Origin of the sequence: Chitinophaga sp. 180180018-3, assembly GCF_037893185.1 — a bacterium.
GTDB lineage: Bacteria > Bacteroidota > Bacteroidia > Chitinophagales > Chitinophagaceae > Chitinophaga.
Window position 1 is genome coordinate 7,357,263 of sequence record NZ_CP140772.1, and the last position, 16,503, is coordinate 7,373,765.

Consider the following 16,503-nt stretch of genomic DNA (forward strand, 5'->3'; position numbering starts at 1 on the left):
CAGAATATTTACATTTAGTTCAATCAATTGTAATTTTAATTACCAATACATTCAACTGTTTCTTATATTTGCATCCTTGCGAGTAAAGTAGATAATAAAACATGGTCAATCTCATTTTATTTGGCCCTCCCGGTAGCGGCAAGGGTACACAAAGTGCTAACATTATCCAGAAGTATGGGCTCATCCATTTATCAACCGGCGATCTGCTGCGCAGTGAAATCGGAGGTAAGACCCCACTGGGTATGGAAGCCAAGAAGTTTATGGATCAGGGCCTGTTGGTACCGGATGAAGTAGTGATTGGCATGATCAGCTCTAAGCTGGAGGCTAATCCGGAGGCCCGTGGTTTTATCTTCGACGGTTTTCCGCGTACTACTGCCCAGGCAGAAGCGCTGGATAAGCTGCTGGCATTGAAGAAAACTTCCATTTCCGCAGTACTTTCTCTGGAAGTTCCGGAAGATGCGCTGATCAAGCGTTTGCTGAATCGTGGTCTGACTTCCGGTCGCAGCGACGATGCCAACGAAGATGTGGTGAAAGCACGGATCGTGGAATATCACAATAAAACCGCTCCGGTAGCGGATCACTATGCTAAATTCGGCAAGTTCAAAAAGATCAAGGGAGATGGTACCGAAGAAGAAGTTTTCGAATTACTGTCTAAAGAACTGGATGAACTGGTGGGAGAAAGAGTATAGCATACGCGGAATACCGCGACCATAAAGACTATCAGTAATTTTTTTCATATAACGCAAAGACCGTAAAGAAGGGGCCCGGCACATGATTGTGCTAATTAGCCCAAACTTCACGATCTTTGCGTTTCATTTTTACTATGGTACTGGACCCATAGTACTTAAAATCAGAGCATTGTGGAAAAAGCGAATTTCGTAGATTATATCCGTGTTTATTGCAAATCCGGGAAGGGAGGTGCAGGAAGTATGCACTTCATGCGCACAAAATTCAATGCGCAGGCGGGCCCTGATGGCGGCGACGGCGGTCGTGGCGGACACGTTATTTTAAGAGGCAACTCGCAGCTTTGGACCCTTCTTCACCTGCGCTGGCATAAAAATCTGCTGGCTGAGGATGGGGAAAACGGTAGCGGCGACAACTGCACCGGTCGTTTTGGAAAGGATATTATCATAGAAGTTCCGCTGGGTACACAGGCTAAAGACGAAGAAACTGGCGAAGTGGAAGCGGAGATCCTGCACGATGGGCAGGAGGTGATCTGGCTCCCCGGTGGACAAGGCGGAAAAGGTAACGCCTTTTTCAAATCCCCTACCAACCAGACCCCGGAGTATGCGCAACCCGGCATGCCCGGACAGGAAGGCTGGAAGGTAGTAGAGTTAAAGGTATTGGCAGATGTTGGTTTGGTTGGTTTCCCCAATGCCGGCAAATCCACACTCCTGTCTGCCATTACAGCGGCCAAACCCAAAGTGGCTGATTATGCTTTTACCACACTGACCCCGCAATTGGGCATGGTGGCTTACCGCGATAACAGGTCGTTCTGTATCGCCGATCTCCCCGGTATCATTGAGGGCGCACATGAAGGCAAAGGATTAGGTCATAGGTTTTTGCGACATATTGAAAGAAACTCTGTATTATTATTTCTGATTCCTGCCGATAGTTCGGATCATAAAAAAGACTTTGAGATCCTGGTACACGAGCTGGAGCAATATAATCCCGAATTGCTGGACAAACAGTTTTTGCTGGCTATCAGTAAAAGCGATATGCTGGATGATGAGCTGAAAGCCGCAATAGCAGCCGAACTGCCGGAAGGCATTCCGCATGTGTTCATTTCTTCTGTTACCAACCAGGGCCTGACCGAATTAAAGGATATGCTTTGGGAAGCGCTTAACAGAAAAGTTGATACACCTGGCACTGTGGATGCAGACTAACTGTTGCCGCACTTACGGGGAAACCAAAGCCTGAAGCCAATGTTCGATATAGTATCCCGTATGCCATGAAAACACTTATTTTTCCTGCAGCTGTCCTGTTATTATTACAGGCCTGCCAGCAAGCAACCATGCCTGTTAAAGAAAGACCTGTGCAGATAGATACCATGCAGCTAATTGCTCCGCCGGCCAACTCTGTAAAAGTTGCCTCCAACGAGGCATCTGTAGTAGGTCATGATTCTACTACGTATGTCCGTTTTGGTGATTGTTACTTCTCTCTCGACTGGGTCATTCCGGATCAGAAACGGAACGATTTCGAGCACCATCCGGATACGCTCTATTTCCGGCTGGAGCATGGACACAGCATTGAAGGGCAAATGCTGGCGGTCACCACCGGTGAAACAGACCGGGTAAAGGTGTACCAGCGCTACGAAACCAGCGCAGTAATAGGCAAAGAACCCCTGCTCCGCTGGAAGCATTATTTGTCGCCCTGGGAAGCATTGCCCCCGGAGGCAAACAATTTTTTTGTTTGTAAGAAATACAGCGCTGAAGAAAGGGGCCTGTTTCCTGCCATCAGTGTGCAGGTATTGCAACAATACACGAAGCAACATGCGCCCCCCTCAGTTTATTCCAAAATAGCCCACCTGGAAAGTTTCCCGGCTCCTCCCGTCCGGATTGAAATAAGTCGCTATTACATACGGCTGGACGGTCTTCACAGGCAAACTCCCGAGAAGATCAACAAGCTTTTGGTCATCGACGTTACTTTTAAAGGCTAAAATCTATATTTACACAAAAAAGTGAAACATCTCCCCAGCCTTATATTCGCCGCCCTGGTAATATTCCAGTCCTGTAAGCAGTCTGGCAACAAACAATCCCCCGGCGCCGATTCCACCACAGCAGTTGTTGCAGCGGCCGATACTGCCACTGTCAACAAACTCCTGGGAACATATGCAGCCGAATTTTCCGGTAGCCCTATCTATGTCACTATCAATTTTCACAGTGGCAACCAAATAGGCGGATACAATGTGCATAGAGGCCTTCGCAGGAATCTGCACGGAGATATTAAGCAAGATGCCAATGGCAACCAGGTACTGACACTCAACGAACCCGGCGATCACCCTTTTGATGGTGTATTTCTGTTGCATCCCGATAAAAATTTCCAAACCATTCCTGCCAGCTGGGCCCCTACCAACAGCAATACACTAAAGAAAAAAACCTTTACGCTACAGCGACTTCTTTCCAGCGAAAAACAGGAAATTGACCTTCCTACTTTCGGGGGTTTCTTCATAGACGACAACCACAGCGAATTAAGCTTCGAGGATGATGGCAGCTGCCTGCTGAAATTCTACAAACAGAAAAACGATACCACCGTAGCTGATCAGCTTACAAACGTGAGAGGCACCTACGAGCGGCAACGCGATAAAGTAGTGGTTTACTGGGAGGATAATCATCTCATCAAATTAAACCCCCAGACCTTTATGCTCACCTATTATGATGGAGACAATACCAAAAGCATTACCGAAATGAATGCGGATGGATTCAGATTCTATCGAGGGCTATGATATGCAGCTGAGTGCGAGGAAAATATTGTGGATACTTACCGTTCTCATTGTATTATACGGCGCTTGGTTAATGCTGGCGCTGACGCTTCCCTATAGCACCTTTGAACGGTATACCGACTTCCTGCTGACCAAGCAACGGGTTTACAACATCCTGCACTGGCGCATCAGCTTCTACATACATATCTTCGTCAGTATTATCGTACTGCTGACAGGCCTGTTGCAGTTCAGTAAATATCTGCTGGATAAATATCCCCGGCTGCATCGTAACAGCGGGAAAATATATGCCCTGGTGATAACATTCATTAGCGGCCCTACCGGCCTGGTAATGGCCTTTTACGCCAATGGCGGCATTTATGCACGGATCAGTTTTGTGCTGTTATCCCTGCTATGGATTGGATGTACGATAACCGGCTGGAGACGTGCCCTTCAGCGTCGCTGGCCGGAACATATTACATGGATGCTCAGAAGCTATGCGCTCACACTATCGGCGTTAACGTTGCGGTTCTATGCACTGCTACTGGGATTGATGCATCATCCGTTAAGACCGGTTATTGCCTACATCACCATATCGTGGCTCAGCTGGACGCTGAACCTGCTCCTCGCAGAACTACTGATAAAACAATCGCTGATAACGCGAATGACTAAACGCTAGCGACGGTAGTATGCCAGCTGCTGGGTTTTAGGAACAATATGCCCTTCTCCATCCAACTGGTATATCATGGTTTTCAATGCTGTTTTGGATGTTTCGGGATTATCATGATAACCCGTTTCTGCAGGATCATGTGCATACTGAATATTGAAATCAGTGACCGTAATATCTCCATTGGCAGAAAATACCGCTTCTTTATAAGGATCTTTTATCAACTTCTGCCCCGCAATCTGCACCTTGTCGATCAGCACGCCAGTGTTACTGTAACTTACCAAAAAATAATATGGCCAGAAGATGCTCACCTCCGGATTATCCATCTCATCGCTCACTGCGTATAACACCACTGTGTAATCATCTGTCTTTTTAACTCTCCCTACATAATAAAATTCGCTTCCTACTTCCCGGGAAAATTTCGGGCCTCTCATTTCAGCTACATATTTCTCAAAATCGTACGGAATGGTACGTATTTCCAGTTTTTCAGCGAATGCTTTATTTAATGTCAGTGGAAGATCCAGCTGCCTGAACTCGCGTGCATAAACGCTCCACTGCAGTTTCTCCGGGTCGCCCACACCGCTGAAAGCCTCCAGCACGCGTTTGGTATAGGTTGAGTTTTCGGTTAAAAAACGCAGGTCCGGATCTTTCAGCACATTGTTCACATTATTGTAGCCGAATTCTATGGCAGCCATCAGATAATAATCAGCCGAATCAGCTCTTTGAGCCCTGGAATATGCACAGGCTTTGTTGAAGTACAATTTCGATTGCGGCTTGTAATCCAATGCTTCCGCCATGCTGTAGGCCATGATGGCTACATTCGGATTTCCGGCGTCCATCAGGGCATTTCCCAATTCATAATAGCTTTTACCCTGAGGATGCAATAAAATGGAATTGGTAAATAAAGGAATACTGCCTTTTGCATCTTTTTTATTCCGGAATTGATCAATCGCGTTCAGAAATTCCTTGTCTGCTGCGGCCTGTGTTTGCGCAAGGGCATGAGAGGCTACCCATTTTACCGAGTCAGCATTATAGATAGTAAGCTCATTCAGCTTAGTGGTATGATTGGCCGTTGAGTTGCTGTTTTTTGTATCGCAGGAAATCATCAGTATACCCAGCACAAACAAGGGGATATAACGCATAGAACAGGATTTATAACGTAAAGATAGGAAAACTGTTCACTTAAAAGCGCCTACCACAGAGGATTACAAGATAAATTAAGAATCGGGAATAAAGAATGAAGAAACAGCGTGAAGGCCCTTTTTTGTTAAAGTCTTCGCGCTGTTTCTTCATTCTTCAAAAAAAATACCGGCAACGCAAAAGCATCGCCGGTTCCATTTCGTCTCATTTGGCTGTAATTTTTCACAGTTCAGGTTTTCCTGCTCAGTTTGGCTGAAACAGCATGGCAGTACACAGGCAGTTCCTGCGGTCTTTTGCTGCCAGGATAGGATAGTTTACGCAGCTCTTACACCCATCCCAGAAATGGGGATCCTGGGTAATTTCGCTGTACGTTACCGGCTCAAAGCCCAGTCGCGTATTGAGTTTCATCACCGCGAGCCCGGTGGTGATGCTGAATATCTTTGAGGTCGGGTACATCGACCGGCTCAGTTCAAAAATCTTTTGTTTGATAGCGGCCGCCACTTTCTTTCCCCGGAAAGCCGGCGCCACAATGAGACCGCTATTAGATACGAAGCGGTCGTTTTCCCATGACTGGATATATGAAAAACCGGCCCAGATCCCGTCGGCGGTGAAGGCAATTACCGCCTTCCCTTCCAGTATCTTTGCTTTGATGGCGGCCGGGTCACGTTTCGAGATGCCTGTGCCTCTTGCTTTGGCAGATGCTTCCATTTCTTCTACAATCGGAAGGGCAAAATCAACGTCCATAGCTGTTGCCAACCGGACGACAAATTCATCATCTGTTTCCATTTTCTGTAAGTTGATGTTGTATGTAAAGAGGATAAAGTACGTCGGGTATGAGTGAATACATGCGGATCCTGCTGATGGCATCCGCCATTGGTATACTGCATAATGCCGGGAGGAAAACACGCACGATGGCTTCTTTTACTATTGCATTGCCACGCTCATATAATTTTCCGGCCAGCTTCAGGCATTTATCCGCTACCGTAAAATTCTGCTCCTTCAGTTGCTTGTTCGTATACTCGGTCAGGCAACCAATGGTATCGTAAATATGGAATACGGCAGGGAACTGATGTAATGCTTTCTTCAATGCCGGAATGGTATCTTCTATGCAGGCAGGCACTTCATATTGATTAATCATACTTAGTGATTTATACTGTTATATAAAAGTTCTGCCAGGGCGGTGATTAGTATAAAGCCGATAGCGAGATAATACATAACCTTGTGATTCGGTACCGGCGGCTTTGGATATGCACGCATAGTAGTTAAGTTTCCTACTGTATGCCAAATGCTATTCCATATTCATCATACGGAATGTTAAAACTTAGTACTGTGGAGGGTTTGGCAAGAAAATGTTAAATAAAACGCCCCATTAAACCTTTGGGTAGGTATACCATTTTTGAAGGGGGTTTTCAGAAAATGAAAATAAAAAGAGAGACGGGGTGGCCCGTCTCTCTCAATAATATAATCACTGGCAGGGTTCTTAACAGGCCACCTGGCGCACTTCTACAGGCATGGCAGGCGATTTCACTTTTTTCTTCTTTTTCCGTGTCCGGTTAATCCACATGATCGTGCCGGTTGCCGGGAAAGTAGCCCCCAGTAGCGCGATGATCAGCGCGAATATCTTAGATGCTGTGCCGAAAATGGCACCTGTGTGTACAGGCTTAACGGAAGCCTTCACCTGCTGAGCCAGGCTACGCTGCGCAAATGTCTGCGACTGGATCACCTTTCCATTGAACTGATCGAGATAGTAAGTAGTGGTGGCATTATCATGCAGTGCACCCTGTGGCAGCAAGCTCACGGTAAATGCGGCGGTGCTGTCTTTCGGCGCCGATACCGCATAAAAAACGGCACCTGGTGCCTGTTGTTGTACAATGGCCAGCGCTGATTCATAGGAGATCTTACCGCTATTGGCCACAACTGCTTCCGGCGTCGACAAAGGCGCTACCGCCTGTTTCGGGGCGCCGCCCAACAGGGAATAGAAGGCGTTGCTGAACCAGTCGAACGACCAGGTAAGCCCCGTAAAAGCAATAATGAACAGGAAAATTGACGCATAGAATCCGAACACCACGTGCATATCGTGGTTGAAGCGCTTCCAGCCACTGCCCCATTTCATTTTCACCCGTTGCTTGAAAATAGCCCGTGTTTTAGGCCACCACAGCACGATACCGGTAATAAGGATAAACAGGAATATCAGCGTACTGATTCCGGTAATCACTTTACCTGTGTCGCCGGCCAGGAGCCAGCGGTGGAGAGAAAATATCTTGTAGTAAAAAGTTTGCTGATAGCTGTATAATTCAATGACTTTACCAGTATAAGGATTTACGAAAGCAGTTCGGCCCTTTTCTTTTTTGGGCGGAGCGCCAGGCTTTCCTTTTTTGGCAGCTTTGTCGTTCCCTCCCTCTTTTTTTGCTTTTTTACTTTCGTCCAGCAATACCTGTGCGGATCGTTCCGGATCGGCAAATACCTGGATACGGGCGATGCCGGCACCCGGTACCTGTTCCTTCACCATTGCAGCTAACTTATCGAGCGGCAGTCGCGCTCCCACCGGTTGCACATAATAACGGTCGTGGTTAAACGTCTCTGTCAACTCCTTCTCAAATACCAGCAGAGCCCCGGTCAGTGAGCTGATAGTGATGATCAATCCTGCAGCAAGGCCCAGGTATAAATGTATGCGCCGAAAAAAAACTTTCATATACTGTTGGTCGTAACTGCAAAGAAACCGCTCACGCGGGATAATATACGGGCGGAAGCGGAAAACGATTTACGCAATCCGGAATTTTCGCCAATATACACAGAAAAACCCGCCAGTATCGCTCCCGGCGGGTCTTTCGCGCGTTATATTTTAATTAATTACAATAATCCTCCCAACATTCCTCCTGCAGCACCTTTCATTTCAGCTTCCCAGGCATTTTCTGCGTCTTTCAACGCGCGATTCAAAGCCGAAATGAGCAGATCTTCCATTTCTTCCTTATTTTCCGGGCTCAGAAGATGAGCAGCCACATCAATACTCTTCACCTGGCGGTTACCATCCACGGTTACTTTTACTGCGCCGTTTCCGGCTTCTCCGGATAAAGTTACTGTTGCCAGACGCTCTTTACCTTCCTGCAATTTTTGCTTGATCTGTGTCAGCTTTCCAAATAAATCACCAAACATGTTATTCCTGTGTTTTAAGAGCCGCAAAGATAACAATCAACAATAATCAGTGGTAAAGTTTCGTATCTTTCAACGCGCATAACTGTTTGCCAACCGTATCATATTATATTAATAATAAATGGAAACTAAAGTTTGTATCATAGGAGCAGGACCGGGTGGAGCTACTGCTGCCCTGCAACTGGCCCAGCTCGGTGTGGAATGTGTGGTAGTAGACAAAGCCGTTTTTCCGAGGGATAAAGTTTGTGGAGATGGATTAAGCGGCAAGGTGTTAACCCTCCTCGAACGTATCGACAAAGGAATCGGAGAACGGCTACAGCAAGCCCTGTTTAAGATGGACAGCTGGGGAGTGACTTTCGTAGCGCCCAACCGGATCGGAATGGATATCCCCTACCGCATGGGGTATGAGAACGACAAGTCGAATCCCCGTGGTTTTGTTTGTAAGCGGATCGACTTCGACAATTTCCTTGTAGACGAGCTGAAACGCCAGCCCGATATGATACACCTTTATGAAGGTACCAGCATCGATAAGTATGAGTTGAAGCCGGATGGGTACCACCTTTCCAGCAAAGACGGATCTTTCCGGGTAAAGGCCGATATCGTTATTGTTGCCAACGGTGCGCATTCCGGATTTACTAAAGATGTAGCTGGTATCAGGATGGAACCGGAACATTACGTTGCCGGTATCCGTGCCTATTACAAAGGGATCAATGATTTACACAAGGATAACTTTATTGAGCTGCACTTCCTGAAAAATATGCTGCCGGGCTATCTCTGGATATTTCCATTACCCAACGGAGAAGCCAACGTGGGTGTGGGCATGCTCAGCAACAATGCCCGTAACAAGAAGGTAAACCTGAAACAGCTGATGCTGGATACCATCGCGAGTGACCCTGTAATGAAAGAACGTTTCAAAAACGCAGAGCTGGTGGGCACAATCGATGGCTACGGCCTGCCGCTTGGCAGCAAAAAAAGAAAGCTGCACGGCGAACGCTATATGCTGGTAGGCGATGCAGGCTATCTCATTGATCCGTTCACCGGAGAAGGTATCGGCAATGCCCTCTACTCCGGCAGAATTGCGGCGCAGCAAGCTGCTGCAGCCATTGCAGCCAACGACTATTCCGATGCTTTCTTCAACAGCTACGATGAAAACGTATACCGCATTCTCGGGCCTGAGCTGCAGGTAAGTACCAAGCTGCAGAAACTCATCAAATACCCGTGGCTCTTTAATACACTGATGAAAATGGGTACCCGGAACAAGCAGCTGAAAGACCTGATGTCGTGCATGTTTCATGAGGTAGACCTCCGGAAGAAACTGGGCCAGCCAACTTTTTATTTGAAATTGTTATTTAACAGATAAAACCAACCCTCTGCCGTGAGATCCATCTTTGCTTTATTTATCGCTTTGTTTACGGCTTTTGTTGTTCGTGCACAGGTACAGCCCACGCGCCTCACCCGCGACATTGCTGAGAAACTGGCCGAGCTGCCGCTGAAATGCCTGGACCTGGAGTTTCCTTATAAAACGGGCATCGTGTTTACCGACAGCTCGCTGCTGACAGCGCCCCAAAACTACCATCCGGCGTTTTATGGCTGTTTCGACTGGCACAGTAGTGTGCACGGCCACTGGATGCTGGTGCGGCTGCTGAAATCCTATCCGGACCTCCCCAAAGCAACGTTGATCAGAAGCAAACTGGCCGCTCACCTGTCTTCCGAAAATATAAAAGCAGAACAACAATTATTCAAAAACGCAGAAAATAAAAGCTTTGAGCGTATCTATGGCTGGAGCTGGCTACTGCAGCTGCAACGCGAACTACTAACCTGGGACGACCCGCAGGGCAGGGAAATGAGCGGGCATCTGCAACCCCTGGCCTCACAATTTTCTGCTGCCTATATCCAATTCCTGGATAAACTGGTATATCCTATCCGGGTAGGCGAACATACTAACCTGGCTTTCGGGCTATGCCTCGCGTGGGACTATGCCGTTACCGCCAAAGATGCAGCCCTTCAAAAAGCCATCCATGATGCAGCAATGCGTTTCTATGCAACTGATAAAAATGTACCGGTTCAATGGGAACCCGGCGGATATGATTTCCTGTCGCCCAGCCTCGAAGAAGCTGATCTGATGCGGAGGGTAATGCCTGAAAACGACTATCGTAAATGGCTATATGCATTTCTCCCGGGACTCTTCGAGCATAAGATAAATATACTGCAGGTGGCACAGGTAAAAGACCGGACGGATGGTAAACTGGTACACCTGGATGGCCTGAATCTCAGCCGGACCTGGTGCCTGGAGGCCATCGCCCAACATGGTGGTAAAAATCAGGCGGCTATACGCGAACTGGCGCAACAGCATATGAATGCGGGCCTGAAGCAGGTGTTCAGCGGCAACTATGCAGGAGAGCACTGGCTTGCGTCCTTTGCCGTGTATATGCTGACAGTAGGAAAGTAACCGTACTTAAATATCGTTCACGTATTTTTTTACCGTAAACAGGTTTACGAAATACACCAGCGCCAATACCAGTATCACTCCGGCAAAAACCGGCATCCCCGGCCAGTTACTCACCAGCATCTGATGTTTCGCCAAAGTAGCTGCAGCCCAGTATTGCAGCACCGTCACCAACAATAGTGATAAAATACCTATCACGATATAAAGCGGCACAAATTGCTTCATCAGGTACCCTTGCAGCTGGCGGGGAGCTGTTCCCAATATCACCAGCAACTGTATTTCCCGTTTGCAGGAGGCTATCACCAGCTGAATGAACATACTGAATACAAGCAATGCAAAGAACAGCAATATCAGCCCGAAAAATCCCACCACCGACACAATGGTTTGCACAATCAGCCTCGTTTTGCTGAATTTAAGCTTATCCTGGTTGGTAGTATAGCCATTATCTTCCAGAAATTTTACCAGTGCCGGATTAGAAGGATCCGGTGTTTTGATGATCACCCGCGAGATCCCTGCCGGAACACCCGTGCCATATCGCTGATTGGCCCAGGCCATAAAAGAAGCCGGTACGAGAAAAGAAGAAATACGATCCGAGAAGCCCACAATATGCCCCATGTACTGATCCGATAATATATTGCTGGAAATATTCACCTGCAGCGGCAACGCTTTTACGGTTTCCTGGGAAATCTGTGGCAAATCCTGGCTCAGTGAGAACCCGAAATTATAGAGGTTGAGGAAGTCGTTGGGGAGGATGATGGGTATAGTACGATCGCCCGTTTGCCATTGCCAGTCTTCCGCCTTAACATCCAGGAAACTGTCTGGCACGGCTTCAAAAAACATATCCGTTGCAAAATGCAAATCTCCCGGGGCTTGTACCACCACTTTATACTGACTGGAAATAACTAACCCGAAGGCCTGTACGAAGGGTTGTTTTCTGATATTGGCAATTTCTTCCGGGGTAAAAATACTTTTGCCGGATTGTCCCATCATGGCATTGGTAATGGTTTTATTGAGCACCAGGAAGTCGGCAGTTTCGTTCTGATTTTTCTGGCTGTACAGTAACTGATCGAAATTGGTATGTGCCTGAATCGCAATGAGGATCAGCAGCATAGCAATGCCCAATCCAACAGCTGCCATCAGAAAGCGGTTTTTTCCGACGCCGGTTTGTATGATCTTCTTCAGTAATTCAAAAAAAGGACGCATGAAACAACGTTAAAGATGATAATGCACATGATAGGTGAAATGCTCGTCATTATCCAGGTCTGTTAAAATAAAGCCTGCATTGCGGGCCTTGCACTCGCTGGCTATCAACGCGGCTGCCCGGTGGGTGTTTTCTTCATCAAGATGACTGAATGGCTCATCCATGAACAGCCATTGGAAGGGTTGCATCAGCGCCCGGATAATTGCCACCCGCTGGCGTTCGCCATAGGAAAGCGTTTTACCGCTCTGGTCGAGAATATGGGTTACATTCAGCTGTGCTGCCATTTCATTGATCTTTTCCGGAGGATAGAAAGGTTTGGCCTGCATAGCGCTTTTCAATGCAATATTCTCCCTCGCCGTCAGCTGCTCAAACAACCGCAGATCCTGGAAAATGATGCTGATCTGCTGCTGGCGCAGCTGCGCAATCTGCTCTTTATTATAGGCCTGCCAGGGCTGACTGTTTACCATTACTTTTCCCGTATAGTCGTAACGGATATGATACAGGTAGTGTATCAATGTTGTTTTTCCGGTGCCCGAAGGGGCTTTTATCTTCACAAAATTACCCGGCGTAAATATTACATCCCTGTTCCAGATATCCGATTCCCGTTGCCGGAGTTTCTCCTGCAGCGGGATGGGCATCAGGTGATTAAGCTGAATCTGCATGATGGCATCACTGTTAACGGTAGCGAATATAACTGATATATTTTATGAAGACATCCTCAAGAAGAACGGGCGCGGAGGAAATCTCCGCGCCCGTTCTTCTTACATTTAAAAATATTATTTAACCGCAGCGGTGGCAGTATCCACTGGCGCCGCAAAGAGGCTGTCTTCGTAAGCCTTTTCACGATCCTTTTTTGCTTTCATCACTTTGGCTGCTTCTGTGCCAAGATTAATCAGCTGAACCAGGCTGTTCTGATCTTTGTTCTTAAAGGTCAGTACCGCTTCTGCGTGTTGCAGGGAGGTACCATCATTTTTGCTGGTCACTACAACATCTTTCAGCAGATTCTTGGCTTTAGCAACGATAGGTTTTTCTGCAGAATCCAGCTTGTCTTCAGGAAGAATGCTGATGATTTTCTCCAGGTTGGCGTAACCGCCTACCATACCACCTTTCACTTTTCCTTCGATGCCTTCCGGAAGTTTGATGCTGCCTTTACCAGCGAGGTATTGCTGCAGCAGAGCACTGTCGGAGCCCAGGGTCACGTATTTATCGTTGATCGACATGGCCGGCATGGAAGCAGCAGCCACCGGGTTGGCCAATACGTATTCATTGCCCTGTTTGGTAAATACTTCTTTCAGCATAGGGGAAGTCATCAGCTTATTGAAGGCGTCTTTATTGCCAACTTTCAGGCTGTATATCCATTTAGCAGCAGGTTCTTCAGAAAACTCTCCCGGGAAATATTTGGATTCTTTCTTAGTGATGGCGAAATCAGATGCAACATAGGTGATCTGGCCTTCAAAGGCATTCAGGATATCATCCATGGTCAGGCCGGATTTTCCGGTTACCATAGCATTTACGAGTCCATCCATGCCGGTGGCTTTGATAATTTCGCCAATCATGCGGAAATCAAAAGCATAGCAAAGGAAGCCGGTGATATTATCTGAAGGGTATTTTTTCAGCATATCCAGGTCTATTTCCTTTTTACCGTATTTCTTATAGATGTCTGCAATCTCTTTACCGTAGTAGGTATTGCTGCCAAACAGGATTTTTCCGTTTTCGAAATTAACTGTACCGGTCGCGTAAGTTCCTTCCAGCAGCTTCTTCACATTGGCCGGAATCATACTCAGCTGGGCGCTGTTAGCGATAGCAGTTGGATTTACGAATACTCCGGCGTCAGCATTTTCTTTCATCAGCTTACCGAAAGCGTCAATAGAACCGGCGGTTTCATCACTTTTCAGGTGGAAAAGGTGATCCACTTCTGCTGCCCAGGTTTTAATCTCCGCATCATCGTCAGCCGCTCTCAAAGCAACGGGGGAAACCGTGGAGGCCGGACCCGCAGAAGTTGCGCTGTCAACATCCTGCTGCTGATCGTCGGAATCATAATACCGGCGGCCACCACCAACGCCGGTTGGATCTAATTTTCTCCAGGAATCCGGATCGATGGCGCTGATATAAATAACCGCTGATTTAGTCCATCCGATCAGGGCATGTTCCTTACTTTCCCAGATGTATTTGAAATCTTTCTGATTTTTCAGGGAGAAGTCTGGTACTGTCTTCTTCAGGAATGCCTCAAACTTGTCGGCATCTTTCAGGCTGGCGGTCAGGCTCAGGTATGACTTATGCTCAGATGGCTGCCCCTGGAATACGAATGAAGCGAAGAAATGGCTTTGCAGGTCGATCCCTGAGTTTTCCGCATCCTTCCAGGCTTTCATCACTTCGTTGGAAGTGTCTTTATTCTGGGTCGCATCAAATAGTTTGTCCATGGTAATGCCGTTGGTAACCAGCTTGTTGGTAAGCTGTTTGGCGTTCAATTCGATCACCACACCGGCTGTTTTAGGGATAAACCTGCTTTCATCTGGGGTTTTGGAGCATGATGACAACACTACCGCTGTAGTCACAGCAGCTAACAAAACTTTGGAAATTGTTCTTTTCATAAAAGATGTTAAATTAAAAATTGATTCGGAGCAACACGAGTTCCACAATACATTCCCACTATCGTGGTATTTCTTGCGTGCAAAAGTACGTATATTTTTGTAGCGCATATGTCTGATTTTTCCCTCACGACATACAATAATTCTTTTACTGATTAAGTTTATACATTTGCTGTTATGCTACTAACTATGAAACTATTACTAAAAACCATAGAAAAACCGTTATGTTCCTGATTATGCTGCAATACATACGGCCAGTAGCGGCTGTAGAGCACTTTATGGAAGCGCATACCGCTTTCCTCCAAAAGCACTACGATAGTGGTCGCTTTATTTTATCCGGCAGAAGAAAGCCACGGTCGGGGTCTGTTATTCTATGCAATGCGTCGAGCCGTCGGGAAGTAGAAGAAATCATGAACGAAGATCCGCTGGAGAGACACCAGCTGGCAATGTACGAGATCATTGAATTTGAGCCAACTAAGTATGCCAGTACGATTGGAAGATAGCGTACTTTCCCTTCGTGATGCCGTGCCAACAGCTTATGCTTCTTTAGTTCAGGATGACTGTTTTATGTAGTAAATAGCCAGATCGGGTATTTGCTGTTGTCGTTCTTTTTTCCCTGCTGCCCTGCCATACACCCTCTGAAACCATCATCAGTTTGCCCGGAATTGTTATTCCGAAGGGCAATGGTAATGTCATGCCCTGATACGAGGCATGGGTCATTTCTTTCCGGCAGCCTCGTTTTCTGTTTCTGCCATCACTTTCAGGTTCTTCAGCCCTTCATCAAAGTCCCGTTCCAATACTCCTCCTTTCACAAAAAGGGTCAGTACATTCATAGGCCGGCCATAGCGTGTATCGAATCGCCACACTACTTTGGTTTTGCCATCTGTTTCTGTCAGGTGAAAAGACACATCCGCCTCTGCTTCCAGCGGTTTAACAAGGGTAAGCTTCTGTATTACGGAATGATAGGGATCCAAAGATAAATGCTGCAGCCGTCCTTCTCCGATCTTCTTTCCTTTCCAGGCATCAGTAGACCCGATAGCGCCATCATCACCGGTAATAGTGTAACTGGCGGAGGGATCCACCTGTTTCCAGGCACTCCACTCGTTAAATTTTTCAAATTTCACGAGATCTTCCCACACCACTGAAGCTGGCGCATTGATTTCTATTGACCGCTCTACATGGATACTGGTAGGCGCGAAAAAAATAAATGCAATAGCAATAAACAGGATGATTCCTAAAATCCAGGCGAGCGTTTTTAATACCTTCATGACCGTCGGAGGTTGATGATAATAAAAATACACTTTTTATTGGTCAACCTACCTATCACATTGGCAATCAGGAAGAAGAAAGTTGGCTATACTTACTCTTTTTCTTTATCACTGGCTGGGTCCTGCTGATAATGCTGATCCGCTTCTTTCGCCTTTTCAAAATCGAGGATCACGGAGTTAATACAGTAACGAAGGCCGGTTGGCGGAGGTCCGTCGTCAAAAACGTGTCCAAGATGTGATTTACAGCGCCCACATAATACTTCGGTGCGGTGCATACCATGACTGTTGTCTGGTGCATAGATTACGCTGGTTTTCGTTAACGGCTGAAAAAAACTGGGCCAGCCACAACTACTCTCAAATTTAGTATCGGAAACAAATAATGGATTACCACAAGCGGCACAGTAATAGGAGCCTTTTTCTTTGCTATTCCAGTATTTACCAGTAAAAGCCCATTCTGTTCCTTTTTCTCTGGCTATATGGTACACATCCTTGGGCAACATTTCCCTCCATTGGTCTTCCGTCAGATTTACTTTACTGGTATCTGTATGGGAGTAAATGCCTCCCTTCTTTTTTCCATCTTCCATTGATTTCTATTTTTCACCATTATTACGGATAAGTACAGTTG

Annotated in this window: 18 protein-coding genes; 8 read left to right on the top strand and 10 right to left on the bottom strand. The window is 46.8% G+C overall.

What is annotated here, in order from left to right; translation table 11 throughout:
* The first annotated feature begins 101 nt into the window (after positions 1-101).
* The 5 genes from UNH61_RS29015 (at position 102) to UNH61_RS29035 (ending at position 4,097) form a co-directional block, all read left to right on the top strand.
* The gene (locus tag UNH61_RS29015) at positions 102-689 is read left to right on the top strand and encodes an adenylate kinase (RefSeq protein ID WP_326995509.1); all 588 of its coding nucleotides are present in this window, start codon (positions 102-104) and stop codon (positions 687-689) included.
* Between the two features lie 171 nt (positions 690-860).
* Positions 861-1,886 carry a GTPase ObgE gene (gene obgE / locus UNH61_RS29020; RefSeq protein ID WP_326995510.1) on the top strand — a complete coding sequence of 342 codons (1,026 nt, stop codon included), beginning with the start codon at positions 861-863 and terminating at the stop codon, positions 1,884-1,886.
* A gap of 65 nt (positions 1,887-1,951) precedes the next feature.
* Positions 1,952-2,659 (top strand): hypothetical protein, encoded by a 708-nt coding sequence (locus UNH61_RS29025; RefSeq protein ID WP_326995511.1) that lies wholly within the window; start codon positions 1,952-1,954, stop codon positions 2,657-2,659.
* A gap of 21 nt (positions 2,660-2,680) precedes the next feature.
* Complete coding sequence (locus UNH61_RS29030; protein ID WP_326995512.1) at positions 2,681-3,445, top strand: hypothetical protein; 765 nt, start codon at positions 2,681-2,683, stop codon at positions 3,443-3,445.
* Positions 3,417-4,097 (top strand): DUF2306 domain-containing protein, encoded by a 681-nt coding sequence (locus UNH61_RS29035; protein WP_326995513.1) that lies wholly within the window; start codon positions 3,417-3,419, stop codon positions 4,095-4,097. The genes UNH61_RS29030 and UNH61_RS29035 overlap by 29 nt, the downstream gene beginning before the upstream one ends.
* On the opposite strand, the gene UNH61_RS29040 is transcribed toward UNH61_RS29035, so the two are convergent.
* From UNH61_RS29040 to UNH61_RS29060, 5 genes are all read right to left on the bottom strand, one after another.
* Positions 4,094-5,227, bottom strand: a complete 1,134-nt coding sequence (locus UNH61_RS29040; RefSeq protein WP_326995514.1) for a hypothetical protein — start codon at positions 5,225-5,227, stop codon at positions 4,094-4,096. The genes UNH61_RS29035 and UNH61_RS29040 overlap by 4 nt on opposite strands.
* Positions 5,228-5,468: 241 nt before the next feature.
* Complete coding sequence (locus UNH61_RS29045; protein WP_326995515.1) at positions 5,469-6,011, bottom strand: N-acetyltransferase; 543 nt, start codon at positions 6,009-6,011, stop codon at positions 5,469-5,471.
* On the bottom strand, positions 5,998-6,363 hold the full coding sequence (locus UNH61_RS29050) for a hypothetical protein (RefSeq protein WP_326995516.1): 366 nt from the start codon (positions 6,361-6,363) through the stop codon (positions 5,998-6,000). Before UNH61_RS29050 ends, UNH61_RS29045 begins: the two co-directional genes overlap by 14 nt.
* A gap of 342 nt (positions 6,364-6,705) precedes the next feature.
* Entirely contained in the window at positions 6,706-7,917 is a 1,212-nt protein-coding gene (locus UNH61_RS29055) for a PepSY-associated TM helix domain-containing protein (RefSeq protein ID WP_326995517.1), read from the bottom strand.
* A 158-nt stretch (positions 7,918-8,075) separates the two neighbouring features.
* Entirely contained in the window at positions 8,076-8,378 is a 303-nt protein-coding gene (locus UNH61_RS29060) for a YbaB/EbfC family nucleoid-associated protein (RefSeq protein WP_326995518.1), read from the bottom strand.
* 118 nt (positions 8,379-8,496) lie between these two features.
* On the opposite strand from UNH61_RS29060, the gene UNH61_RS29065 reads away from it, so the two are divergent.
* Both UNH61_RS29065 and UNH61_RS29070 read left to right on the top strand, forming a co-directional pair.
* Complete coding sequence (locus UNH61_RS29065) at positions 8,497-9,735, top strand: geranylgeranyl reductase family protein (protein WP_326995519.1); 1,239 nt, start codon at positions 8,497-8,499, stop codon at positions 9,733-9,735.
* A gap of 15 nt (positions 9,736-9,750) precedes the next feature.
* Positions 9,751-10,824: a DUF2891 domain-containing protein gene (locus UNH61_RS29070; RefSeq protein ID WP_326995520.1), complete on the top strand. Its 1,074-nt coding sequence runs from the start codon at positions 9,751-9,753 to the stop codon at positions 10,822-10,824.
* Positions 10,825-10,830: 6 nt separating this feature from the next.
* Here the strand turns inward: UNH61_RS29070 and UNH61_RS29075 are convergent, their stop codons facing one another.
* From UNH61_RS29075 to UNH61_RS29085, 3 genes are all read right to left on the bottom strand, one after another.
* Positions 10,831-12,024, bottom strand: a complete 1,194-nt coding sequence (locus UNH61_RS29075) for an FtsX-like permease family protein (protein ID WP_326995521.1) — start codon at positions 12,022-12,024, stop codon at positions 10,831-10,833.
* A gap of 9 nt (positions 12,025-12,033) precedes the next feature.
* Positions 12,034-12,684 carry an ATP-binding cassette domain-containing protein gene (locus UNH61_RS29080; RefSeq protein ID WP_326995522.1) on the bottom strand — a complete coding sequence of 217 codons (651 nt, stop codon included), beginning with the start codon at positions 12,682-12,684 and terminating at the stop codon, positions 12,034-12,036.
* A 114-nt stretch (positions 12,685-12,798) separates the two neighbouring features.
* Positions 12,799-14,613 carry a hypothetical protein gene (locus tag UNH61_RS29085; RefSeq protein WP_326995523.1) on the bottom strand — a complete coding sequence of 605 codons (1,815 nt, stop codon included), beginning with the start codon at positions 14,611-14,613 and terminating at the stop codon, positions 12,799-12,801.
* Positions 14,614-14,834: 221 nt separating this feature from the next.
* On the opposite strand from UNH61_RS29085, the gene UNH61_RS29090 reads away from it, so the two are divergent.
* Positions 14,835-15,113 carry a YciI family protein gene (locus UNH61_RS29090; RefSeq protein ID WP_326995524.1) on the top strand — a complete coding sequence of 93 codons (279 nt, stop codon included), beginning with the start codon at positions 14,835-14,837 and terminating at the stop codon, positions 15,111-15,113.
* Positions 15,114-15,326: 213 nt separating this feature from the next.
* Here UNH61_RS29090 and UNH61_RS29095 read toward each other — a convergent pair whose 3' ends face one another.
* Positions 15,327-15,878 carry an SRPBCC family protein gene (locus UNH61_RS29095; RefSeq protein ID WP_326995525.1) on the bottom strand — a complete coding sequence of 184 codons (552 nt, stop codon included), beginning with the start codon at positions 15,876-15,878 and terminating at the stop codon, positions 15,327-15,329.
* A gap of 92 nt (positions 15,879-15,970) precedes the next feature.
* Positions 15,971-16,462, bottom strand: a complete 492-nt coding sequence (gene msrB, locus UNH61_RS29100; protein ID WP_326995526.1) for a peptide-methionine (R)-S-oxide reductase MsrB — start codon at positions 16,460-16,462, stop codon at positions 15,971-15,973.
* Positions 16,463-16,503 lie beyond the last annotated feature (41 nt).